This window comes from Amycolatopsis sp. NPDC004169, from assembly GCF_040610315.1.
GTDB lineage: Bacteria > Actinomycetota > Actinomycetes > Mycobacteriales > Pseudonocardiaceae > Amycolatopsis.
Map to the genome: position 1 here is coordinate 97,335 of NZ_JBEXMD010000004.1, position 22,756 is coordinate 120,090.

Below are 22,756 nucleotides of genomic sequence, written 5' to 3' on the forward strand. Positions count from 1 at the left end.
GCTCCCTTCGTCGTGGTCCCCTACTTCCCCTGCAGGAGACCGATGACCGGGGCGAGCGCTTCGAGGTTGTGCTCCAGCACGGTGAAGTAGCTGAACCCGTAGCGCTCCCGGTGGGTTTCGAGCTGTTCGGCCAGTTGCGGGGCGGTGCCGACCAGCACGGTCGGCAGTTCGGCGAGCTGCTCGGGCGTGCGTTCCGGCATCCGCCGGTGCACCGCCTCCAGGCCGGCCCGGCGGTCACCGGTGACGTCGACGCAGTGGACGAAGACGTTCAGCTCGACCTGCGCGGCGCGCGGTCCGAGCGCGGCCTTGGCGAACCCGACGCGGTCGGCCAGCTCGGCCGCGTCGGCCAGCAGCATCTTGTGCGAAGCGGTGGCCCCGATGAACGCGATGGTGTCCGCGTGCTCGGCGGCCAAGGTGAGCAGGCCGTTGCCCCGCCCGCCGAGCAGCAGCGGCGGGCCGGACGGCTGCACCGGCCGCGGCCGGTGGTCCGGATCGGCGTAGCTCTTCTTGAGCTGCTTGATCGTGCTTTCCAGGTGATCGAGCCGTTGGCGGGCCGCCGGAAAGGGAATTCCGGCGGCGTCGAACTCCGCTTTCACGTATCCCGCACCGAGACCCAGTTCGAGCCGGCCACCGGTGAGCTGGTCGGTGGTGGTGACTTCGCGGGCGAGCAGGACGGGATGGTAGAAACCGGCGTTCAGCACGAATGTCTTGAGCCGGACGCGTTCGGTGTGCTCCGCGGCCAGCACCAGCGCCGGGAACGGCGCCGGCATGCCCAGGTGGTCGCCCACCCCGATGACGTCGTAGCCGAGTTCCTCGGCCTTGCGGCAGTTGTCGACCCAAGCGCGGCGCGGAACGGGCGTGATGAAATCGACCCCGAACCGGAACGGCTTCCTCCCAGTGGCCATAACGGCAAAGTACCAATCATTTGATCAGTTGTCCGGCGCGATCGCTATCAGGACGAGGGATGCCCGGATCGGCGGAGCTGTCCTAGCGTGAAGCGCGGAGAGTGCCGGAACCGCGCGCCCGCAAAGGAGATCCTGTGGCCCCACTGCGCGTCGGGATCCTGGGCTGCGCGAGCATCGCCCTCCGGAAGCTGCTGCCCGCCATGGCGGCCCTGCCCCGCACGGAAATCGCGGCGGTCGCCAGCCGCGACGCCGGCAAGGCCGCGGAAACGGCGCGGGCCTACGGGTGCCGCGCGGTCGAAGGCTATGCGGCACTGCTCGAGCTCGACGACGTCGAAGCCGTCTACATCCCGCTGCCGAACGCCGCGCACGCCGGCTGGATCGAGCGGACGCTCGCCGCCGGCAAGCACGTGCTCGCCGAGAAACCGTTGACCACCAGCGTCCAGCGGACCCGCGAGCTGATCGCCGCCGCGCGCGCGGCCGGGCTCGTGCTGATGGAGAACGTCATGTTCCTCCACCACAGCCAGCACGTGGCGGTCCGGAAACTGCTGGCCGACGGCGCGATCGGGGAACTGCGGGCGTTCCACGCCGCGTTCGCCGTGCCGGCCCGCCCGCCCGGCGACATCCGCCACCGCGCCGAACTCGGCGGCGGTGCCCTGCTGGACACCGGCGTCTACCCGGTGCGCGCGGCGATGTCGTTCCTGGGCAGCGAAATCGACGTCGTCGCGGCGGTGCTCACCCGGCGCCACGGCCACCCGGTCGACTCGGCCGGGCAGGCCCTGCTGTGCACCGGCGACGGCGTGTCCGCGTCCGCGAGCTTCGGGATCGACCACGGCTACCGGTCCGGGTACGAGCTCTGGGGCAGCGAAGGACGGCTGGTCCTCGACCACGCCTTCACCCCGCCGGCCGACCACAATCCGGTGGTGCGCCTGGAACGCCGTTCGGGCGTCGAGGAAATCCCGCTGCCGCCCGACGACCAGGTGGCGAACACGCTCACCGCGTTCGCCTCCGCGGTCCGCTCGGGGCGGCTCCCCGACAACGACGACGTGCTGCGGCAGGCCGTGCTCGTCGACGACATCCGCAGCAGAGCGAGGCTCTACGTCGACCACGCCACCGAGCCGGTGGGCTGAGGCCAGGAGGAACAGATCGTGACGATGACCGTGCAGGAAGCGCCGTCCCAGCTGCTGGCGGCCCGGCTGCAGATCCCCCCGATCCCCTACAGCCACGCCGCCGGGTCCTGGGTGTTCGCCTCCGACGGCACGCGGTACCTCGACGGCGCCAGCGGGATCGTCAACGTGAACATCGGCCACGCCCACCCGGTGGTGGTCGAAGCGCTGCGCGACCAGGTCGGGATCTGCACCTACGCCAGCCCGGGCACGTTCGCGCCCGAGCTGATGGAGCAACTGGCCGCGGCCACCGCGCGAGCAGTGCACCGGCCGGACGACCGGGTGATGTTCACGCCCACCGGCACGCACGCGACGGAGTCCGCGATCGCGCTGGCCCGGCTGGTGCAGCGGGCCCGCGGCGAAGACGGGCGGCACAAGATCCTGACGTCGTCGCTGGGCTACCACGGCAACAGCGCGTTCGTGCTGGCGCTCTCGGGCCACCGGTCCCGGCGGCCGCACGAGGACGACAGCTTCGGCCTCGCGCCCGCGTTCAACCCGCCCTACCCCGGCCAGCACCTGAACTGCCCCTACCCCGCCTGCCGCGTCGAGTGCGTGCAGTCGGTGCGCGACGCGATCGTGGCGGCCGGGCCGGAGACCGTCGCCGCGGTGCTGATGGAGCCGGTCAACGGCACGACCGGCGGCGGGTACGTGCCGCCGGCCGGGTACCTGAAGGCGCTGCGCGAGGTCTGCGACGAGTTCGGCGTCCTGGTCATCCACGACGAGGTGCTCACCGGGCTGGGCCGCACCGGGCTCCCGCTCGCCTCGCACCACACGCCGGGCTCGGCCGCCGACATCGTCACGCTGTCGAAGGGCCTCGGCGCGGGGTACGTCCCGCTGGCGGCCACGATGATCTCGCCGAACCTGGCCGAGGACATCATGGCGAGCGGCAAGTGGCTGCCGCTGATGGGCACCATGTCGGCGACGCCGCTGCAGGGCCGGGCCGGCCTGGCGGTGCTGTCGGTGCTGGAGGACATCGGCGCGCTGGACCCCGGCGAGGTCCGCGGCGCGGCCCTCGGCCGGCTCGTCGCCGACGCGGTCCGCGGCCAGTCGGTGGTGACCGACGTCCGCGGGCTCGGCTACTTCTTCGGCATCGAGCTGGCGCCGGGCACCCTCGGCGACGTCATGCGGATCACCCGCAGCCAGGGCCTGCTGCTGTACCCGTACGTCGGCTTCCGCCCCGACCGCACGGGCGAGGGCCTGCTGGTGGCCCCGCCCCTCAACGCGACCGACGCCGACCTGGACTTCCTCGGCGAGACGCTGCGCACCGCGCTGACCCGGCTGAGCTGACCGGCACCGACGGGAAAGGCCCGGGACCGCGTCCCGGGCCTTTCTCGTGCGCACGGTTCAGGAAGCCGCGGCCACCTCGGACAGGCGGACGCGAGCAGCCCGCAGGGCCAGGCACTCCTCGTACTCCGGCAGCAGCCCCAGCTCACCCGCCTCCCGCAACGTCGGCGCCGCCGCGTCGCGCTCGGACAGGATCGGCTCGCCCGGCAGGTTCAGCGGCAAGCCGATCTCCGGGTCCAGCGGGTGCACGGTGAGGACCTCGGCCGGCCGGTAGAGGTCGGACAGCAGGTACTGGACGCACGTGTCGTCCTCCAGGGCCACGAACGCGTGGCCGAGGCCCTCCTCCACGTACACCGCCGTGCCGCCGTGGGCGTTGAGCACGATCATGTCCCACTGACCGTACGTCGGCGAGCCGGTCCGCACGTCGACGACGAAGTCGAGCAGCGAACCCCGCAGGCACGTCACGAACTTCGCCAGGCCGGGCGGGGTCATCGCCCCGTGCACGCCGCGGACGACGTTGCGGCACGACGTCGAGACGTTGGCCTGCAGGAACCGCGGCCGGTAGCCGAGTGCCTCGGTGAGCACGTCTTCGCGGTAGACCTCGAAGAAGTCGCCGCGCTCGTCGCCGAAGGACTTGGACGTGACCAGGTGCGCGCCGTCGATGGCCAGCGGCCGGACGGCCATGCTGCGGGTGCTGACGCTGCCCATGTCCTCTCAGGCCGCTTCCCGGACGAGCTGCTCGATGCGCTGCGCCACCTCGTTCGGCGACGGCAGGGCGGCGATCTCCCTGGCCAGCCCGTCCGCGGCCGTCTTGAAGGACGGGTCGGCGACCAGCTCGCCGCAGGTCTTCGCGATGACCTCGCTGGTGGCTTCCTCCGGCGACAGCACGACCGCGGCCCCGGTGTCGGCGAGCCGCCGGGCCATGGCGTTGGCGCGGAAGAGGTTGGGGTCCGGGAGCAGCACCTGGGGCACGCCGAAGCTCAGGCCCGTCATCATCGTGCTGCCGCCGGTCTGGTGCACCAGCACGTCACAGGTCGGCGCGACGACGTCCAGCGGGACCCAGCCCGCGCGCACGTTCTTCAGCCGCTCGCGCATTTCCGACGCCGCGTCTTCGGTGACCGCGACGACGACCTCGGCGTCCAGCGTGGCGATCTGCTCGACGACGGCCTGCAGGAAGTCGTACTGGTTGTAGTTAGCGACGCCGGTGCCGATGGTGACGCCGATCCGGGTGCCCGCGCCCTTGGTGTACATCCATGGTTCGAGCACGGACTGCGAGTTGCCCGGGATCCACCGCATCGGCTGCCCGCCCTCGAGGTCCTCCGGAAGCAGGCTCGGCGGCGCGATCTCGATGGTCATGGCCGGCTCGGGCAGGCCGTCGAGGCCGAGTTCCTCGAGCTGCTCGCGCAGCTGGTCTTCGGCGCCCTGGTCCATCAGCCGCGGGGTGTGGATGTCCCAGGCGTGGCGGACGTACGGCACGCCCAGGTGGGCGGCCAGCAGCGGACCCGAGTACGACGTGACGCCGCTGATGATGACGTCCGGCCGCCAGTCCTTGCTGAACGCCAGCAGGGCGTCGAGGGTCACGTATTCCATGTGGGCGTACCAGCGGCCCGCCATGATTTCGCGTTCGCGGGGGTCCTCGGGCACGTGCGTCAGGCCGCTCTCGGCGATGACCTGCCGCGGGGTGACGCCCGGGGCCGTGGTCCGCACCGCGGACAGCCCGACGCCGGCGATCGTGTCGACCATCTCGTCGACCGAAGCCGTGGTCATCACCTGGTGCCCGGCGCCCCGCAGGGCGTTCGCGAGCGGGACGTGGCTGAACACCGTCGACGGGGCGACCCCGGCGAGATTAAGAACCTTCACAAGATCGTCCTCCCAGGGGTGGCTCGTGGTCGGCTCCAGCTTGCCCAGGACACCGCCGTCGGCCATCACCAACGCGGGTAGTCTCGCCCGCCCGCCCCCGGCGGCCTACCACGTTGAGGGATGTCCCCTTCTCCCGGCGCTTCTAGCGTGATTCGAGCGTTAGGTCCGCAGTCCGCACTCGAGGAGCAGGGGATCGATCCGACATGGTCGACTCAGCCCGATCGGACCTGCTGGCGCAGGTCCGCGACTACCACGACGCCCAGTCCCCCGGGCCGGCGCCGTTCATCCCGGGGCAGACGCCGATCCTGTCGTCCGGGGCGGTGCTCGACGCCGCCGACCGCGAAGCACTGGTCGCCGCCGCGCTCGACCTGCGCATCGCCTCCGGCACGATCGCGACGAAGTTCGAATCGGCGTTCGCGCGGAAGCTCAAGCGGCGCAAGGCGGTGCTGACGAACTCCGGCTCCTCGGCGAACCTGCTGGCGCTGAGCACCCTGACGTCCCCGACCCTCGGCGACGAGCAGCTCAAGCCGGGCGACGAGGTCGTCACGGTCGCCGCCGGCTTCCCGACCACGGTGAACCCGATCCTGCAGAACGGCATGATCCCGGTGTTCGTCGACATCGAGCTCGGCACGTACAACACGACGGCCGAGCGGGTCGAGGCCGCGATCTCGCCGCGCACGCGCGCCATCATGATCGCGCACACGCTGGGAAATCCTTTCCCCGTCGCCGAAGTCGCCGAAATCGCGAAGCGCCACAGCCTGCACCTCATCGAGGACAACTGCGACGCCGTCGGCTCCACCTACAACGGGCAGCTCACCGGCACGTTCGGCCGGTTCTCCACGGTGTCCTTCTACCCCGCCCACCACCTGACCATGGGCGAGGGCGGGATGCTGCTGTCCTCGGACATCAAGCTGGCCAAGCTGGCGAAGTCGTTCCGCGACTGGGGCCGCGACTGCTGGTGCGAGCCGGGCGAGGACGACCGCTGCCTCAAGCGGTTCGACCTGCACCTGGGCACGCTGCCGGAGGCCTACGACCACAAGTACGTCTTCTCCGAGGTCGGCTACAACCTCAAGAGCACCGACATCCACGCCGCGCTCGGGCTGAGCCAGCTGGCGAAGCTGCCGGACTTCATCGACGCCCGCAAGCGCAACTGGCGCCAGCTGCGGGAGGGCCTGGACGGGCTGCCCGGGCTGATCCTGCCGGAGGCGACGCCGGGCAGCGACCCGAGCTGGTTCGGGTTCATCATCACGGTGCGGCCCGACGCCGGCTTCGACGTCCCGGAGGTCGTCGAGTACCTCGAGGCGCGCAACATCCGCACCCGGCGGCTGTTCGCGGGGAACCTGACCCGCCACCCCGCCTACATCGGCAAGCCGCAGCGCATCGCCGGCCCGCTGACCAACAGCGACATCGTCACCGAGCGGACGTTCTGGATCGGCGTCTACCCGGGGATCACCACGGAGATGATCGAGTACGTGATCGGCACGCTCAAGGAGTTCGTCGCCACGCACTGACCGCGTGCGTCCACAAAGGACTGTGCGGAGCCGTTTTCGACACGAAAGGAAGGCCCATGACCACCACTGCCGAGACTTCGGCCGAACCGGTCGACCTGTTCTCCCCGGAAGTGGTCGCCGACCCGTGGGGCGCGCACGCGGCGGTGCGCGAGGCACCGACGCTGCAGATCGGCGGCTTCATGGGCGGGCCGCCGATGTACCTGGCCGCCCGTTACGAAGACGTGCGCCAGGTCCTGATGGACCAGCGGTTCCAGTGCAACCCGCTGGCCGACTCCCCCGCCGAGGACATCCGCAACGGCGTCTTCCGCCACCTGGACATGCCGGAGGAGCTGATCCCCTGGCTGAAGAACCTGATCAACGCCTCCGACGGCGAGGAGCACGCCCGGCTGCGCAAGCTGGTGTCCTACGCGCTCACCGCGCACCGCGTCGGCAAGTTCCGCCCCCGCGTCGAGGAGCTCACCTCCGAGCTGCTCGACAAGCTGGAAGCCGAGGGCGGTGACGGCACGCCGATCGACCTCGTCGAGTCCTACTGCTACCCGCTGCCGGTCACGGTGATCTGCGAGCTGGTCGGCGTCGACGCCGAAGACCGCCCGCAGTGGCGCGCGTGGAGCGACGCGATGGCCACCCTGGACGGCAAGCGGCTGCCCGAAGAGGTCCGCAAGACGCTCATCGCGGCGCGCGGGATGATCGAGCGGCGGCGGGCCGAGCCGAAGGACGACATGGTCACCGCGCTCGTCGAGGCGCAGGCCAAGAACCCCGGCATCGCCACCGACGACGAGCTGGTCGGCATCCTGTTCAGCCTGGTCACGGCCGGCCACCAGACGACGACCTACCTGATCGGCAACTCGGTGCTGGCCCTGCACGAGCACCCGGACCAGCTCGCCCGGCTCAAGGCGGACCCGACGCTGTGGCCGCAGGCGGTGCGCGAGCTGCAGCGCCTCGGCCCGATCCAGTTCGGGCAGCCGCGGTTCGCCACCGAGGACATCGAGGTCGGTGGCACGGTGATCCCGCGGGGGATGCCGGTCGTGCCGCTGATCATGGCGGCCAACAGCGACCCGCGGAAGTTCCCGGAGCCGGAGAAGCTGAAGATCGACCGGCTCGCCGTCGGTAGCGAGAGCCACCTCGGCTTCGGCAAGGGCATCCACCGCTGCCTCGGCCAGCACGTCGCCTACCTGGAGGCGGAAGTGGCGCTGCGCGGGCTGTACACCCGCTTCCCGGACATGACGCTCGCGGTGCCGCGCAAGGAGATCCCGTGGATACTGCGGCCCGGCTTCACCCGGACCAAGGACCTCCCGGTGCGGCTCGTCGCCCCGTCGTCCTGACGTCCCCTTCGTCGGAGGAGATTCCCTTGACCGAGACCGTCGCCTTCCCGCAAGACCGCACCTGCCCGTACCAGCCGGCGCCGGGCTACGAGCCGCTCGCCGACCGGCGCCCGATCGCCGAGGTCACCCTGTACGACGGCCGCAAGGCCTGGGCGGTCACCGGGCACGAGCTGGCGCGCAAGCTCCTGCTCGACCCGCGCATCTCCAGTGACCGGACCAATCCCGCGTGGCCGATGGTCAGCGCCGCCGCGGCCGTCGAGTTCACCGACGTCCAGCAGAAGGTCATCAAGCTGCTCACGGCGCTGGTGGGCGTCGACGGCCCGGCGCACCGGGCGCGGCGCAAGCTGGTGCAGGCGGGGTTCACGGTCAAGCGGATCGACTCCCTGCGGCCGCGGATCCAGGCGATCGTCGACCGGCAGATCGACGAGATGATCGCCGAAGGCGCTCCGGCGGACCTGCTCAAGAAGTTCGCTTCGCCGGTGCCGCTGATGGCGTTGTGCGATCTGCTCGGGATCCCGCACGAGGACCAGGACTACTTCGAAAAGAAGGCGCACCAGATCCTGTTCGGGCCGGACGCCGGCGGGGCCTACGACGAGCTGATGGCCTACCTGACCAAGCTCATCGACAAGGCCCAGCAGAACCCCGGCGAGGAGGGCTTCCTGCAGGACCTGCTCGCCGAGCGCGACCCGGCGAGCGACATCGACCACGAGGAAATCCTCCAGATGTTCCTCATCGTGCTGGTGACCGGGCACGACACGACGTCGAGCTCGATCGGGCTGGGTGCGTTCACCCTGCTGCAGCACCCGGACAAGCTGGCCGAGCTGCGGGCGGACCCGTCGCTGATGCCGGCCGCGGTGGACGAGCTGACCCGGTTCGTGGTCGTCCCCGACGGCCTGCAGCGGGTGGCCGCGGCCGACATCGAGGTCGACGCGGACACCACCATCCGCGCGGGTGACGGCGTGTTCTTCCTGTTCTCGCTGATCAACCGGGACGAGGAAGCCTACGACGACGGCGACCAGCTCGACTGGCACCGCCCGGCGTTCCGCGACCACCTGACCTACGGGTTCGGGACGCACCAGTGCGCGGGGATGAACCACGCGCGCGCCATCATGGAAATCGCGTTCCAGCGGCTGCTCGACCGGCTGCCGGGACTGCGCTTGGCTGTCCCGGCCGACGAAGTCCGGGTCAAGCCGGGGGACGCGTTCCAGGGACTGGCCGAGCTGCCGGTCACCTGGTGACGTGTTCCTTCCTTCGGCCGGCCGGGGTTTCCCCGGCCGGCCGGAGTTTTCCGATCGTCGCGGCGGGAGGAGCGGGCGCGTGGACCTGAGCATGACCGAGGCGGAGCAGCAGGAGTTCCTGGCCGGCAAGCACATCGGCGTGCTCGCGCTGACCCGGCGGAACGGGCCGCCGCTGGCCGTCCCGATGTGGTACGGCTACACCCCCGGCGGCGACGTGCTCCTGTGGACCGACGGCGAGGACACGCTGAAGGGCCGGTTGATCCGGAAGAACGGCGAGTTCACCCTGGTGGTGCAGAACGAAGAGCCGCCGTACCGGTACGTCTCGGTGTCCGGCCCGGTGACGGGGTGGGCGGAAGCCACGATCGAGGCGGCGTACTCGGTGGCGGGACGCTACCTGCCCGAGCAGCAGGCGCGGGAGTTCGTCGAGGCGTTCAACCCCGGGCACGTGATCATCCGGATGACGCCGGACCGGTGGCGCAGCGTCGACTACGGCAAGACGTCGAACGTCCTCACGGACAGCACGCGGCTCGAGGAACACGTGCAGACGGCGCGACGCGGGCGGGGCCGCGAGGTCTGAGAGCCCTATGTCAAGTGACCTGTTGGTGGAGACTGTCGAGTTGGCCGGGTAGGTCGGGGTTGTAGGGCCGGTGGTCGTGCCGGCAGCGCCGGAGGATCCTGGCTTGGGCCAGGATTCGTGCTGCGTGCGGCTGCCGGCATCCCCGTTCGCGAGCATGCCGGTACCTGTTCTGGACCCGGTCGTTCGCGCGTGGGCTGTCTTGTGCCCAGTCGAGAAGTGCGGCCCGCAGCTGTTTGCCGCAGGCTCGGCAGTCACCGATTTCGGCGAGCAGGGTCGCGGCACGCGATCGCGCCGGCCCGGGGCACGGGCCCCGTCGGGTCGGGCCGGCAGACCCGGGGTGCACACAAGACACATACGCCTGTCCACCCCCAACGTCCACCAGTGAGGGTTCAGCCGGCGACCATGCCGGTGAACAGCCACTCCAGGCCGCGGTCGAAGTCGCGGTCGCGCTGTTGTTCGACCGATGCGTCGCCGTCGCGCTCCAGCAGGCCGCCCTGTTCCAGCGCCGAGGACATCGCCGCCATGCTGCCGGTCACCTCGGCGGCGAACTCCTCCGCCGTGCGGCCCGTCTCCGCCAGGTGCTCCAGCCAGCGGCTCTCCGTCGCCGTGAAGCCGTAGACGTACTGGAAGACCACGTTCAGCGCCGCCGAGCGGTCCTTCAGCGGCAGCGGCGAGCGGGCCATCACCGCCTGGGCGCATTCGGTGAACCGGAGGCTGCTCGGGCCGATGTTCAGGTACTCGCCGTAGCAGCGGATCGCCCACGGGTGGGCCACCATCGTGCGGCGCCACGCGCGGGCGAGGGCGCGCAGGTCCGCGCGCCAGTCGTGGCCGTCCTCGAGGGCGGGGAGCTCGATTTCGCCCGCCACCGCGTCGAGAGCCAGCTCCAGCAGGTCGTCCTTGTTCGCGACGTACCAGTAGACCGACATCGGGGTGACGTTCAGCTCCTCGGCCAGCAGCCGCATCGAGAACTTCGCGTCACCCTCGGCGTCGAGCACGCGGACCGCGGTGGCGACGATCTTCTCGCGGTCGAGCTCGGACTCGCCGGCCCGGTGCTTGCGGGCGGGCCGCGGGGAAAGCCACACGCTCTCGCGTGGCCGCGAGGCCCGTTTTCCCATCGTGGCCCTCCTTCTCGGCGGCGGACCTGTCCACGGTACGGGGGCAGGGTGCGCGGCGCCACGCACCCTGCCGGCTCAGGGTGATACCGCCGGAACGGTCTCCGAGCGGGCGGCCCGGCGCAGCAGCAGGCCCGCGAGCAGGCCGCCGAGCACGACGGCGATCGCCCCGATCAGCTCGCTGGCGCGCAGGCCGTCGGCGAAGGCCGCGTGCACCTGCGTCCGCAGCTCGGGCGTCGGCGCGGCGAGCAGCGCCTGGTGGAGTGAGCCCGCCGCACCGGCACCGAGGCCGGCGGGCAGCAACGCGGCGAACCGGGAGTTGAGCACGGCGCCGAGGATGGCGACGCCGAGCCCGCTGCCGAACTCGTTCACGGTGCCCTGGACGCCGGCCCCCGACCCCGCCTTGGCCGGCGGGATCGAGGTCATGATGGCGTTGGCCATGGCGGGCATGGCCAGCGCGATGCCGCCGCCCATGAGCAGCAGGCCGGCCAGCATCCATGCGTAGCCGCGCCCGGGCGTGCCCAGCAGCGCGACGGCGGCGAGGCCGCCCGCGTTGAGCGTCATCCCGACGGTGATGGTCAGCGCGGTGCCGAGCTTGTCGAGGATCTTCGCGCCGATGCCTGCCACGTTCAGCGCGACGACCACGAGGGCCAGCGGCGCCGTCCGCAGCCCGGCCTCCAGCGGGCCGTAGCCCAGGACCAGTTGAAGCTGCTGCGTCAGCAGGAAGACCGAGCCGCCCATCCCGAAGGCGACCAGCAGGCCGCCGGAGATCGCGCCGACGAACCGGCGGTTGCGGAAGAAACCCATGTCCAGCATGGGGTGCGGCACGTGCAGCTCCCACCGCACGAAGGCGGCGAGCGCGGCCACCCCCAGCCCGGCCGCGAGCAGCACGCCGCCGGAGGTCCAGCCGTGTTCGGGGCCGGAGATGATCGCGTAGACGACACCGACCATGCCGATCGTGGAGAGCACCGCGCCGACCAGGTCGGGCCGCTCGCCCTCCGGGTTCTTCGACTCCGGCACGAGTTTCGCCACGGCGAGGCAGCCGAGCAGCGCCACCGGGATGTTGATCAGGAAGATCGAACCCCACCAGAAGTGGGCGAGCAGCACCCCGCCGATCAGCGGGCCGCTGGCGTAGCCGAACGAGCTGACGGCGCTCCACAGCCCGATCGCCTTGGGCAGTTCCTTGCCGTCGAAGACCTGCATGACGACGGCCAGCGTGGTGGTCAGCAGCAGCGCACCACCGATGCCCATCCCGGCCCGCGCCGCGATCAGCTGCCCGGAAGTCTGACTGAACGCGGCGGCCAACGAGCCGAAGCCGAACAACAGCAAACCGATCACCAGCGCGCGTTTGCGGCCGTACCGGTCACTGAGGCTGCCCGCGGTGAGCAGCAACCCGGATTGGACGAGCGCATAGGCGTTGATCATCCATTGGATGTCGACGGTGGTGGCGCCGAGTTCTTCGGTGAGCTTGGGGATGGCCAGGTTCAGGATGGTGTTGTCCAGCAGGACGACCAGCTGGGCCATGCAGATGACGGCCAGGATGAGCCAGCGCCGTGGATTTCGGGTTTCGGTCACCGCCACCGTGGCGTGCATTTCGCGCAAGAGGACTCCCTCGGTAGCGAATGCGTTCGACAGGTTCTTATACACCATATAAGGGAGGTGTTCGGAAAGGCAAGAGCCTCCCCGGACGCGGCTGTGTCCGGGGAGGCATCACGCGTGACTGAGGGGGCATCACGCGTGACAGAGAGGGCATCACGCGTGCTTGGAGGGTCGGCTCGCGTGTCTGGAGGGTCGGCTCGCGTACCGGGAGGGTCGGGTGGGTCAGCGGGCGGTGACGTGGCGCAGGACCGCCAGCTGTTCCTCCTGCTCACGACGGCTGATCGCGGCGTCCGTCAACCGCGTCGAGCCGTGGAACGTTCCCGGGAACAGGTGCAGCTCCACGTTCACCCCCGCCGCCTGCATCGCCACCGCGTACGCGATCCCCTCGTCGCGCAGGGGGTCGAACTGCTTCACCGCGACGTACGCCGGCGGCAGGCCGGTCAGGTCCGTCGCGCGGGCCGGGGCCGCGTAACACGGGACCGCGTCCGTCGCGCGCAAGCCTGGCCCGAGGTAGGCGTCCCAGCTGATCTCCGCCTGCGGGCGGTTCCACAACGGCGTGTCCACGAACTCGCGCATGCTTGGCGTCGCGAGGCGGTCGTCCAGGACCGGGGCGTTCAGGAACTGGTAGGCGACCCTCGGCCCGCCGCGGTCGCGGGCCAGCAGGGCCAGGCCGCCGCTGAGGCAGCCGCCCGAGCTGATGCCGTAGGTGACGATCCGGTCCGGGTCCACGCCCAGCTCGTCCGCGTGGTCGGCGAGCCAGCACAAGCCCGTGTAGACGTCCTCCAGCGGGCCGGGGTACGGCGTTTCCGGCGCCAGGCGGTACTCCACCGAGACGACCACGATCCCCAGCGCGCGGACCAGCTCGACGCACGGCACCTGGGCGACGTCGAGGTCGCCGACCATGAACCCGCCGCCGTGGACGAAGTACAGCGCGGACGGTGCCACCGGGTGGGCCGGGCGGTAGACGCGCAACGCCACCTCGTGGCCGTCCGCCGGCACGGGCACGTCGTCGATCCGCAAGCCCGCCAGGTCCGGCGCGGGCAGCCGGTCTCTGAGCTCGCTGACCGCCGCTCTCGCCGTCACCAGGTCGCCCAGGTCGGTGATCGGCAGGGCCGGGACGGCGGTCGCGAGCTCGGGGTCGAACGCATAGACCACAAGGCCTCCAAGGGGATTCGACGACTCGGGCCGCACAGCGCGGGCGGGTGCCCGTGCGGTGCGGCCCGGAAAGGGGATGGCTGGTTCAGGCCATGAGGTCGGTTTCGGTGATCCCGGGCCCCTGGCCGGCGCGGATGAACCACTCGGTGCCGAACATGGTCCGGAACGTGTCCTCCGGCAGGTCCGTGAACAGCGTGGACTGCGGGGTGATCTGGCTGGCGTGGGCGAGCAGCGCCTTGCGCTTGTACTCGGTGTAGGCGGAGACGTCGACGCGGCAGGTCAGCTCGGCCTCCGGGGTGCCGAAGTCCGGCCCGGCGGGCAGCTCGACGCCGGCCTGCTGGGCGAGGGCCTGCTGGTTCGCCTTGATCTGCTCGCGGTTGATCGTGGTCTGGAAGACCTTCGCGGTGCCCGCGAGTTCCGCCGCCCGCACGCCGACGCGGTGGACCTGGATGTGGTCGGGGTCGCCGTAGGTGCCCGCCTCGTCGTAGACGGTCAGCACGTCGGCGTTCTCCTCGCGCAGGATCGCGGCGAGCTTCCGCGCGGCTTCTTCGACGTCGGCGGTCTGGAAGGTGCTGCCTTCGCCGGCGGCGACCATCCCGGAGTCGCTGTAGCCGAGGAACTCGAGCCGGTCCACGCCGAGCACGTCGGCGGCCGCCCGCGCTTCGACCGCCCGGCGGTCGCCCAGGGTCTCGCCCTCGGCGAGCAGGCCTTCGGGGTTGTACCCGAGTTCACCGCGGGTGGCGAGCACGAGCACGACGCGGTGGCCGTCCTCGTGGGCCTTGCGCAGGACGCCGCCGCAGGTCGTGGTGTCGTCGTTGGGGTGTGCGTGAAAGGAAACGAGTGTGCCCATGGCGCCGAACCTACGCACGGGAAGCGTTTTCGGGATCCCGCAGGTGAGCAGTCACAGCACCGCACCCGCGGCCACCAGCCCGGCCAAGGCCACCGCGCCCCGCAGCGACGACAACCCGCCCAGCGCGGCCGGCTCCACCGGCACCGGCACCTGGCCCTGCCGCACGAAGTCCCCGAGGTGGGCCGCCACCGACGGCACGATCTCCGGGATCCCCGCCGCGAACCCGCCGCCGATCAGCGCGCGGTCCGGGTGGACCAGCTCCTGGACGCCGGTCACCGCCGCCGCCAGCGCCCGGGTCGTCCCGTCCAGCGCGTCGGCCGCCCACGGCTCTCCGGCGCTCAACCCGCGCTGCAGCGCGAAGAACGAGACGTCCCGGCCGCGCAGCAAGGACGCGCGGCGCAGCGTCGCCGGGCCCGAGGCCAGTGCCTGCAGGCAGCCGCGGCGGCCGCACACGCACCGGACACCGCCCATCTCGACGATGATGTGGCCGATTTCGAACGAGCCGCGGCCGAGCCCCGGGCACGGCACGCCGCCGAGGACCAGGCCGCCGCCGATGCCGGTGCCGATCCCGATGTACAGGAGGTTCTCGCAGCCCGATGCCCTGGCTTCGGCCAGCGCACCGAGGTCGCCGTCGTCCGCCCAGGCGACCGCCGCTTCCGGGAACAGCTTGCCCAGCGCCGTCTTCAGGTCGACGCCGGTCCACTCCGGGCGGCTGGGCCAGGTGGCGACCCGGCCGTCCGGGCCGACCGTGCCGGGCATCGCGACGCCGACCGCCGCCAGCGGGGCACCGAGGCGGCCGCGCAGGCCGGCCACGTGCGCGGTCAGCTGCGCGAGGTCGTCCTCCGCGCTGCGCCGGGCGCCCCAGCTGAACGAGGTTTCCTCGACGCACACGGAGTCCTTCTCGACGCGGAACGCGACCTTGGTGCCGCCGACGTCGATGCCGAGGTGGTACACGCGGGTCAGCGGCCGGGCACCGACGGGCAGAGCGCGAGCAGGTCGGCCGGCTGCCGCAGCACCACGTCGGGACCCGCGGCGAGCAGCTCGCCGATGTCGTCCGGGGGCGCCCACAGCGCCGCCGCCGAAGCGACACCGGCGCCGCGCGCGCTGGCCAGGTCGGTCGGTGCGTCGCCGACCATGATCGCCTGCCCGGGCGGGACGTCCAGCAGCTGCAGCGCGTGCCGGACGATGTCCGGCGCCGGCTTGGGCCGGGCGACCTCGTCCGAGCCGATGACGTGCTCGAAGAACGGGAGCAGACCGAGGTCGTCCAGCAGCGACCGCGCCCGCGGGCCGCTCTTGCCGGTGGCGATGGCCAGCCGCAGGCCACGCGCCCGCAGCGTCAGCAGCAGCTCGGTGACCCCGGCGAAGACCTGGACCTCACCGGCGAGGCGGTAGCTCTCGCGGACGAAGGGTTCCTCCATCTCCAGCGGCAGGTCCATGATGCGCATGATATCGGGAAAATACCGGCCGAGATGGCGCCGATATTCCTCGAAGGGCGCCGGCCCGTCCCCGACGACCTCGGCGTAGGCGATGGCGAAGGCCTCGCTCATCACCGCGAAGCTGTCGACGACGACCCCGTCGAGGTCGAAGATGACCGCGTGCCGGACCGGTACCGAGGGATCGGCCCCGGCTGCCGGCCGATCGACGATCGGGAATGTCATGGAGCACCCTCTCTACTGGAACGCCGGGACCGCGCCACGCACCGAGCCCGCGGAGGCGTAGAAGTTCTCGATCATCGAGACGATCGGCCGCGCTTCGGCGACGGCCCGGCCGCGGCTGCCGGGATCGGCCAGCATCACGGCGAGGTCGCTCACCTGGCGGGTGTACTCGACGCCGATGCGTTCGAGCGGCACGGGAAGCCGGGTGGTGGTGCCCTCGCGGGTCACCGAAAGCACGGGTTCGGGCTCCCGGTTGGGGCTGAAGCCGAAGGTGCACCGCAGGTCCGCGGTGCCGGCGCTGCCCTCGACGTGGAGCACCGAGACGTCCCGCGCCTGGTGCGAAGCCCAGCTCGCGCGCAGCGAGACCGAGATGCCGTCTTCGCGGACCAGGAAGCCGCGTGCGGTGTCCTCGACGTCGGCGGGGTCGCCGCCGAGCTGGTCCTGCCGCCACGCCGCGCGCCAGGCGCCGGCGTTGACGAAGTCGTCCGACGTCACGCCGATGACCTGGGTGAACGCGGCCGGGCCGACCAGGTACGCGAGCGTGTCGAGCAGGTGCCAGCCGAGGTCGTACAGCGCGCCACCACCGGCCTTCTCGCGCTGGGTGAACCAGCCGCCCGCGCGCGGCACGCCCCTGGCGCGGATCCAGCCCATCGCGACGTGCCGGATGTCGCCCAGCTGCGGCAGCACCTGCCGCAGCGCGCCGACGTCACCGCGGTAGCGGGCGGCGCTGCCGGCCAGCAGCATCCCGCCGCTGCGTTCGGCGGCGGCGAGGACGTCGATCTCGGCCGAGGTCAGGCACACCGGCTTCTCGAGGAAGACGGAGATCCCGGTGGCGAGCAGCGCGCCGGCCACCTCGGTGTGCAGGTAGTTGGGCACCGCGACGACGGCGAGGTCGACCTCCCGCGCGGTGAGCGCGGACACCGCGGCGTGCGTGGGGATGCCGGTGGCCTTGGTGAACGCCTGCCGCGACGCCGGGTCGGCGTCCACGGCGGCGACCACCTCGAAGTCCGCGTGCTCGCGCAGCAGGGGCAGCCACAGTTCGCGGCCGGCCCAGCCGAGCCCGACCACCGCGGCCCGGACACTCATGCCCGCGCCACGGCGTCGGCGATGATTTCCGCGGTCGCGTGCAGCTCCGGCTCGCCGGCCAGCAGGACCCGGTGGTGCAGCCAGACGCAGTCCTGGCTGATCGCGTCGGTGTGAGGGCAGCGCTCGGCGATCGCGTCGACGCTCTCGTCGGGCGCGCCGAGCTCCCAGAAGGCGTCGGTGCGGTAGATCGCGCGGAACGCCGCGAAGGCGGGCAGGCCGGCCGCGACGAGCTGGTCGACCAGGGCGTTGCGCTGCTCCTCGGTGAGCCCGGGGACGCGGAACATGGCCATGTAGTGGGAGTTGCGGTCGGCGCGCACGTCGCCGCCCTGCGGCACGACGCCGTCGATCTCGCCGAGCAGCCGGGAGAGCAGCGTCCAGCGCTCGTCGCGCACGGCGATCTGCTCGTCGAGGCGGGCCAGCTGGGCCCGCAGCACCGACGCGGAGAACTCGTTGAGCCGCATGTTGGAGCCGGCGATCTTGTGGAAGTACCGGCGGTCGTCGCGGGGACGGCCGCAGCTGTGCCGGAGGAACGCCGTCTCGTACTTTTCCGTTTCGCCTTCGGGGAAGACGACCGCGCCGCCCTCGCCCGCCGTCATCAGCTTGCCGTTCTGGAAGCTGAAGGTGGCGATGCTGTCCAGTTCGCCGACGCGCTTGCCCTGCCAGCGCGCGCCGTGCGCGTGGGCGGCGTCCTGCAGCAGCGGGATGCCGGTGTCGGCGGAGATCTTCGCGAGCGCGTCCATGTCGGCGATCAGCCCGGCCATGTGCACCGGCATGATCGCCCTGGTGCGCGGGGTGACCGCGGCCGCGACGGCTTCCGGGTCGATGTTGTAGGTGGCCGCGTCGACGTCGACCGGGACGGTGACCGCGCCGAGCCGCTGGGCCGCCTGCGACGAGGAGATGAACGTGAAGGCGGGCACGATGACCTCGGTGCCCGGGCCGACGCCCATCACCTGGAGGGCGAGCTCCAGCGCGTGCGTCCCGTTGGTCACGGCCAGCGCGTGCGCGGCGCCGTGGTGGGCGGCGAACTCGCGCTCGAAGGAGTTCACCTCGTCCCCGCCCATGCGCCACCACTGACCCTGTTCGAGCGCGCGGACCAGGCCGTCCCGCTCGGCGTCGTCGTACTGCGGCCACGCGGGGAATTCCGGTGCCTTTCGCGCGTTCATGGTTCTCCGAATCTCCGCTGGGGTTCGAATGGAAAAAGGCTAGATCGGCCCCCGGCCCGGCTACATCCCCCGGCTTGGTAGTGCGGCTTTGTCAGCCGAGGCCGAAGAAAGCGCGGTAGGCGTTCAATTGGCCTTCGAGCATGTGAATTCCGTAATGGACGCGGTGGCCGAGGGCCGCGGCTTCGCGGAGAAGGCGGGTCTCGCGGGGTTTCATGACGATGTCGGCGACCACGCTGCGCGGAGCCAGCTCGTCCGGCCGGAACGGCAGCGGATCATCGGGCCGCAGCCCGAGCGGCGTCGCGTTCACGACGATCCCGGCGCCCGCGGTGTCCGGTTCGGCCGACACCGACGTCCGGCCGGGCCAGTGCGCATCCAGGCGGGCCCGGAGCGCGACGAGCTTCGCGCTGTCCGGGTCGCACACGGCGAGCCGCTCCGCGCCCGCGGCCAGCAGGGCGGCCGCAATGGCACTGCCGGCGCCGCCGGCCCCGGCCAGGAACACCGTCCGGGCTTGGGGATCGTGCCCGGCCTCGACGAGCCCGGCCACGAAGCCGATGCCGTCGAAGTTTTCGGCGTACCACCGGCCGTCGGGCTCCCGGCGCAGGGCGTTGGCGCTGCCGGTGATCTCGACCATCGGGCTGCGCCGGTCGGCGAGCCCGGCCGCGGCCACCTTGTGCGGCACGGTGACGAAGATGCCGTCGAGATTGGCGATCGCCTGCAGCCCGGCGACGATCCGTTCGAGGTCCGGCGCGGGTGCGTGCACGGGGACGAGCACCGCGTCGACGTCCAGCTTCGCGAAGAGCGGGTTCAGCAGGCCCGGCGACTGGACCTGGGTGACCGGATCACCCAGCACGACGTACAGGCGGGTGGTGCCGCTGATGCTCATCACAGCCACCCCTCAGCCCAGCATCTTCGCGATCGCCTCCGCGAGTTCGACCGACTGGCCGGCGTTGAGCCGCGGGTCGCACGCGGTCAGGTAGCGGTCGGGCAGGTCGGCTTCGGCGATGCCCGCGGCGCCGCCGAGGCACTCCGTCACGTCGTCGCCGGTCACCTCGACGTGGATGCCGCCCGCGTGGGTGCCCAGCTGACGGTGCACCGCGAAGAACCCGGCGAGCTCGGCGACGACGTGGCCGAAGTGCCGGGTCTTGTAGCCGTTGCCCGAGGTGTGGGTGTTGCCGTGCATCGGGTCGCACTGCCAGATCACCTCGTGCCCGGAGGCGGCGACCTTCTCCACGATCGGCGGGAGGAGCTCACGGACCCGGGCGTGCCCCATCCGGCTGACCAGCGTCAACCGGCCGGGCGTGCGGTGCGGGTCGAGGCGCCGGACGTACTCGACGACCTCCTCCGGGGTGCACGTCGGCCCCAGCTTCAGGCCGATCGGGTTGGACAGCAGCTCGGCGAAGGCGATGTGGGCGCCGTCGAGCTGACGGGTGCGCTCCCCGATCCACAGGAAGTGGGCCAGCCCGCTGGACAGCCGCGGTTCCGGGCCGGCGGAGTCCGCCCACAGCACGGCCCGCTCGTAGTCGAGCAGCAGCATCTCGTGGCTGACGTAGATCTCGGTCGGCCGCGGGGACGGGCCGGCTCCCGGAAACGACGGCCCACCCGAGGACGCTCGGCGGGCCCCGGCCAGCACCATCTGCGCCGCCAGTGGTTCGTCGACGCCCTCGGCGCAGAGCTTGCGGACGAGGTCCATCGCGCTGGCGGAATGGGCGTAGGCCATCAGCATCCGGTGCGGGTCGGGAGCACGGGCGGCGGCCGTGCACTCCGGGGAGTTCACGATGTCGCCCCGGTAAACCGGCAGCCCGAGCGCGTCGACGGTGTTGGACCGCGGCTTCGCGAACTGCCCGGCCATCCGGGCGATCTTGACCACCGGCAGGCCGGCCGCCTCGGCCAGCACCTCGCCCATCCGCGCCAGCACGCCCAGGTTGGCCCGCAGGTGCGGTTCGGTGTTGCCGGCGAAGGTCTCCGCGCAGTCCCCGCCCTGCAGCAGGAACGCCTCGCCGCGGGCCACCGACGCGAGCCGCGTGCGCAGCCGCTCGGTCTCCTCCGGTGCCACGATCGGCTCGGCGTTGTGCAGCAGCCCGACCACCGCGGCCGCCCGCTCGGCGTCCGGCCAGCACGGCTGTTGCGCGGCCGGCCGGTCCAGCGCCGCGCGCAGCCGTCCGGCCAGCACCCGGTCGACCGCCCGGCCGCCGTCCGCGAGGTCCGGCTCCGCCGGCAGCCGCTTCACGACGCCGCCGCTTCCGTCGTGCCCACCAGGTTCTCCAGGCTGTCGCGGGGCATCCCGGCCAGGACACCGGTGACGACCCGCTCCGGCACGTCGCTCACCAGCTCCGCGCCCCGGGGCCCGGCCAGCACGAAGGCGAGCCCGGTGATCGCCTTCTTGTCCCGGTGCATCTGGCGCACCAGCACCTCCGGGTCGACGCCGGCAGGCAGCGCGGCGGGCAGGCCGTAGTGGCGGACGACGGCGAGGTGTTCGTCCACACCGGACTGGTCGATCCGGCCCAGCGCGCCCGCGAGCCGGCCCGCGAAGACCGTGCCGATGGCCACCGCCTCGCCGTGGCGCAGGGCGAAGTCCGTGGCGATCTCCAGCGCGTGCCCCAGGGTGTGGCCGTAGTTGAGCAGGTGCCGCCGCCCGGTGTCCCGCTCGTCCTGCGCGACGATGCCCGCCTTCAGCGTGACGCTGGCGGCGATCTGCTCCGGCAGCGTCCGGTCACGCAGGTCCGGCGCGCCGATGAAGTGGCAGCGGGCGATCTCGCCGAGGCCGTTGCGCAGCTCCCGCCGCGGCAGGGTGGTCAGGTAGTCGGTGTCGCACAGCACGGCGCTGGGCTGCCAGTACGCGCCGACGAGGTTCTTGCCCGCCGCCAGGTTCACCGCGGTCTTCCCGCCGACGCTGGCGTCCACCTGCGCGAGCAGGGACGTCGGCAGGTGGACCACGGCGACCCCCCGGTGGTAGAGGGCGGCCGCGAGCCCGACGACGTCCGTGGTCGTGCCGCCGCCGCAGGAGACGACGACGTCGGACCGGGTCAGCCCGAACCGCGCGAACTCGCCGCACAGTTCCTCCACTGTGGACAGCCGCTTGTCGTGCTCGCCGTCGCGCGCGGGCAGCAGCAAGGTCTCCACGCCGGTGCCGGGCACCCAGTCCTCCGGACGGGCCGACACGACCACCGCCCGCCGGGCGCCGAGCCGCCGCACCACCCCGGGCAGCGCCGTCCGCACGCCGGGGCCGACGAGCACGTCGTAGGAGCGTTCCGCCAGGCGGACCGGGATCGTCGTCGTCACGGCGACGGCTCCCGCGGCTCGGGCAGCGTCAGGTAGGGCAGGTCGGCGATCCGGGACACCGGCTCGCTGCCGTGGTGGAGGTACTCGCCGCCGTAGAAGAAGTTGAGGTACGGGAGGTAGTGCTGCCGGTAGGCGGACCGGCACAGGCCGGCGAACCGCGCCAGCAGGCCCTCTTTTGCCGTCATCGTGGTGCCTTTCGCCGTGCTCACGCGAGGTCTCCGGACAGCACGCGGGCCACCAGCGACCGGTGCTCGTCGTCGTCGGTGATCGTGCGGACCTGCTCGCGGCCGTCCTTGACCGTCAGGTACCGCCGCTGCCGCAGGAAGACCTGGCCGTTGCCGAACGCGCGGCCGCACAGGGTTTCCTGCGTGTCGGTGCGGGAGGTGTCCCCCACCAGCGCGCGGAAGTTGTCCTCCAGTTCCTTCCAGTCGCTCCACTCGCGGGGCTGGGTGGTGAACGTGTAGATCACGCTCCAGCGGGTGACCGCGCCCCGGCGTTGCAGTGCGTAACCGGCGTCCTGTTCGACGAGCCGGAACTGGCTGCCGTACTGGGTCTGCACCGCGGGCGAGACCGCCAGCGGCTCGACGTAGGTGGGGCCGGGGTAGCCGACGTCCACCAGCCAGCCGTCGCCGTCCAGGGTGACCAGGTTGAACATGTGCTCGACGTCGGTGCCGAAGGTTTCGCGGCCCTCGGCGGTGCTGCCCGCGAGCGGCGTGACGTCGTAGCCCAGTTCGGTGAGCAGCCGGTGGAACAGCCGGTTCAGGTGGTAGCAGGCCCCGCCCCGGCCTTCGGCGATGCTGGTCACGAAGACGTCGTCCTCGTCGAGGTCCACGACGTTCACCGCGTCCCGCAAGTCGTAGGCGAGGCTGTTGTACGGGATCGCCGTCAGGTGGTGCTTCTGCAGCTTCGCCAGCGTTTCGAGGTCCACGCCGGTTTCCCCGCCGCAGCCGATCCGCTGGAGATAGGTCTCCACGTCGAACACGTTCACCAACCTTCT

The 22,756-nt window shown here is 71.7% G+C and carries 22 protein-coding genes; 6 read left to right on the forward strand and 16 right to left on the reverse strand.

Features of this window, described 5'->3' with window-relative positions; genetic code table 11:
- Positions 1–20 precede the first annotated feature (20 nt).
- Positions 21–905 carry a TIGR03621 family F420-dependent LLM class oxidoreductase gene (locus tag ABZX11_RS06960; RefSeq protein ID WP_354910592.1) on the reverse strand — a complete coding sequence of 295 codons (885 nt, stop codon included), beginning with the start codon at positions 903–905 and terminating at the stop codon, positions 21–23.
- 134 nt (positions 906–1,039) lie between these two features.
- On the opposite strand from ABZX11_RS06960, the gene ABZX11_RS06965 reads away from it, so the two are divergent.
- Both ABZX11_RS06965 and ABZX11_RS06970 read left to right on the forward strand, forming a co-directional pair.
- Positions 1,040–2,032, forward strand: a complete 993-nt coding sequence (locus ABZX11_RS06965; protein ID WP_354910594.1) for a Gfo/Idh/MocA family oxidoreductase — start codon at positions 1,040–1,042, stop codon at positions 2,030–2,032.
- Between the two features lie 24 nt (positions 2,033–2,056).
- Entirely contained in the window at positions 2,057–3,355 is a 1,299-nt protein-coding gene (locus ABZX11_RS06970; protein WP_176177976.1) for an aspartate aminotransferase family protein, read from the forward strand.
- 57 nt (positions 3,356–3,412) lie between these two features.
- Here the strand turns inward: ABZX11_RS06970 and ABZX11_RS06975 are convergent, their stop codons facing one another.
- Both ABZX11_RS06975 and ABZX11_RS06980 read right to left on the reverse strand, forming a co-directional pair.
- Positions 3,413–4,036, reverse strand: a complete 624-nt coding sequence (locus tag ABZX11_RS06975) for a dTDP-4-dehydrorhamnose 3,5-epimerase family protein (protein ID WP_176177977.1) — start codon at positions 4,034–4,036, stop codon at positions 3,413–3,415.
- A 30-nt stretch (positions 4,037–4,066) separates the two neighbouring features.
- Positions 4,067–5,278 (reverse strand): glycosyltransferase, encoded by a 1,212-nt coding sequence (locus ABZX11_RS06980; protein WP_254897487.1) that lies wholly within the window; start codon positions 5,276–5,278, stop codon positions 4,067–4,069.
- Positions 5,279–5,415: 137 nt separating this feature from the next.
- Between ABZX11_RS06980 and rfbH the strand changes: the two genes are divergently transcribed.
- The 4 genes from rfbH (at position 5,416) to ABZX11_RS07000 (ending at position 9,860) form a co-directional block, all read left to right on the forward strand.
- On the forward strand, positions 5,416–6,723 hold the full coding sequence (gene rfbH / locus ABZX11_RS06985) for a lipopolysaccharide biosynthesis protein RfbH (protein WP_176173299.1): 1,308 nt from the start codon (positions 5,416–5,418) through the stop codon (positions 6,721–6,723).
- Between the two features lie 56 nt (positions 6,724–6,779).
- On the forward strand, positions 6,780–8,045 hold the full coding sequence (locus ABZX11_RS06990) for a cytochrome P450 (RefSeq protein ID WP_176173300.1): 1,266 nt from the start codon (positions 6,780–6,782) through the stop codon (positions 8,043–8,045).
- A gap of 26 nt (positions 8,046–8,071) precedes the next feature.
- A complete protein-coding gene (locus ABZX11_RS06995) occupies positions 8,072–9,283 on the forward strand; it encodes a cytochrome P450 (protein ID WP_176173301.1) in 1,212 nt (403 codons plus the stop codon).
- A gap of 79 nt (positions 9,284–9,362) precedes the next feature.
- The gene (locus tag ABZX11_RS07000; protein WP_354910601.1) at positions 9,363–9,860 is read left to right on the forward strand and encodes a pyridoxamine 5'-phosphate oxidase family protein; all 498 of its coding nucleotides are present in this window, start codon (positions 9,363–9,365) and stop codon (positions 9,858–9,860) included.
- A gap of 389 nt (positions 9,861–10,249) precedes the next feature.
- Here the strand turns inward: ABZX11_RS07000 and ABZX11_RS07005 are convergent, their stop codons facing one another.
- From ABZX11_RS07005 to ABZX11_RS07065, 13 genes are all read right to left on the reverse strand, one after another.
- Positions 10,250–10,975 carry a TetR/AcrR family transcriptional regulator C-terminal domain-containing protein gene (locus ABZX11_RS07005; protein WP_176173303.1) on the reverse strand — a complete coding sequence of 242 codons (726 nt, stop codon included), beginning with the start codon at positions 10,973–10,975 and terminating at the stop codon, positions 10,250–10,252.
- Between the two features lie 75 nt (positions 10,976–11,050).
- Positions 11,051–12,565, reverse strand: a complete 1,515-nt coding sequence (locus ABZX11_RS07010) for an MFS transporter (RefSeq protein WP_354910919.1) — start codon at positions 12,563–12,565, stop codon at positions 11,051–11,053.
- Positions 12,566–12,793: 228 nt separating this feature from the next.
- Positions 12,794–13,726: an alpha/beta hydrolase gene (locus ABZX11_RS07015; RefSeq protein WP_354910604.1), complete on the reverse strand. Its 933-nt coding sequence runs from the start codon at positions 13,724–13,726 to the stop codon at positions 12,794–12,796.
- An 85-nt stretch (positions 13,727–13,811) separates the two neighbouring features.
- Positions 13,812–14,576, reverse strand: a complete 765-nt coding sequence (locus tag ABZX11_RS07020; RefSeq protein WP_354910606.1) for a PIG-L family deacetylase — start codon at positions 14,574–14,576, stop codon at positions 13,812–13,814.
- Positions 14,577–14,627: 51 nt separating this feature from the next.
- Positions 14,628–15,539 carry a kanosamine kinase gene (gene rifN / locus ABZX11_RS07025; RefSeq protein WP_176177980.1) on the reverse strand — a complete coding sequence of 304 codons (912 nt, stop codon included), beginning with the start codon at positions 15,537–15,539 and terminating at the stop codon, positions 14,628–14,630.
- Complete coding sequence (locus ABZX11_RS07030) at positions 15,536–16,234, reverse strand: HAD-IA family hydrolase (protein ID WP_176173306.1); 699 nt, start codon at positions 16,232–16,234, stop codon at positions 15,536–15,538. The genes rifN and ABZX11_RS07030 overlap by 4 nt, the downstream gene beginning before the upstream one ends.
- 12 nt (positions 16,235–16,246) lie before the next feature.
- The gene (locus ABZX11_RS07035) at positions 16,247–17,317 is read right to left on the reverse strand and encodes a Gfo/Idh/MocA family oxidoreductase (protein ID WP_354910609.1); all 1,071 of its coding nucleotides are present in this window, start codon (positions 17,315–17,317) and stop codon (positions 16,247–16,249) included.
- Entirely contained in the window at positions 17,314–18,480 is a 1,167-nt protein-coding gene (rifK, locus tag ABZX11_RS07040) for a 3-amino-5-hydroxybenzoate synthase (RefSeq protein ID WP_176173308.1), read from the reverse strand. The genes ABZX11_RS07035 and rifK overlap by 4 nt, the downstream gene beginning before the upstream one ends.
- Positions 18,481–18,571: 91 nt before the next feature.
- Complete coding sequence (locus tag ABZX11_RS07045; protein ID WP_354910612.1) at positions 18,572–19,363, reverse strand: shikimate dehydrogenase; 792 nt, start codon at positions 19,361–19,363, stop codon at positions 18,572–18,574.
- A 12-nt stretch (positions 19,364–19,375) separates the two neighbouring features.
- A complete protein-coding gene (locus ABZX11_RS07050) occupies positions 19,376–20,698 on the reverse strand; it encodes a 3-deoxy-7-phosphoheptulonate synthase class II (RefSeq protein WP_354910921.1) in 1,323 nt (440 codons plus the stop codon).
- Between the two features lie 5 nt (positions 20,699–20,703).
- Entirely contained in the window at positions 20,704–21,759 is a 1,056-nt protein-coding gene (locus ABZX11_RS07055; RefSeq protein ID WP_354910614.1) for a 3-dehydroquinate synthase family protein, read from the reverse strand.
- Positions 21,756–21,968, reverse strand: a complete 213-nt coding sequence (locus ABZX11_RS07060; protein WP_354910616.1) for a hypothetical protein — start codon at positions 21,966–21,968, stop codon at positions 21,756–21,758. The genes ABZX11_RS07055 and ABZX11_RS07060 overlap by 4 nt, the downstream gene beginning before the upstream one ends.
- Positions 21,965–22,747, reverse strand: a complete 783-nt coding sequence (locus ABZX11_RS07065) for an arylamine N-acetyltransferase (RefSeq protein WP_354910619.1) — start codon at positions 22,745–22,747, stop codon at positions 21,965–21,967. The genes ABZX11_RS07060 and ABZX11_RS07065 overlap by 4 nt, the downstream gene beginning before the upstream one ends.
- Positions 22,748–22,756: the final 9 nt, after the last annotated feature.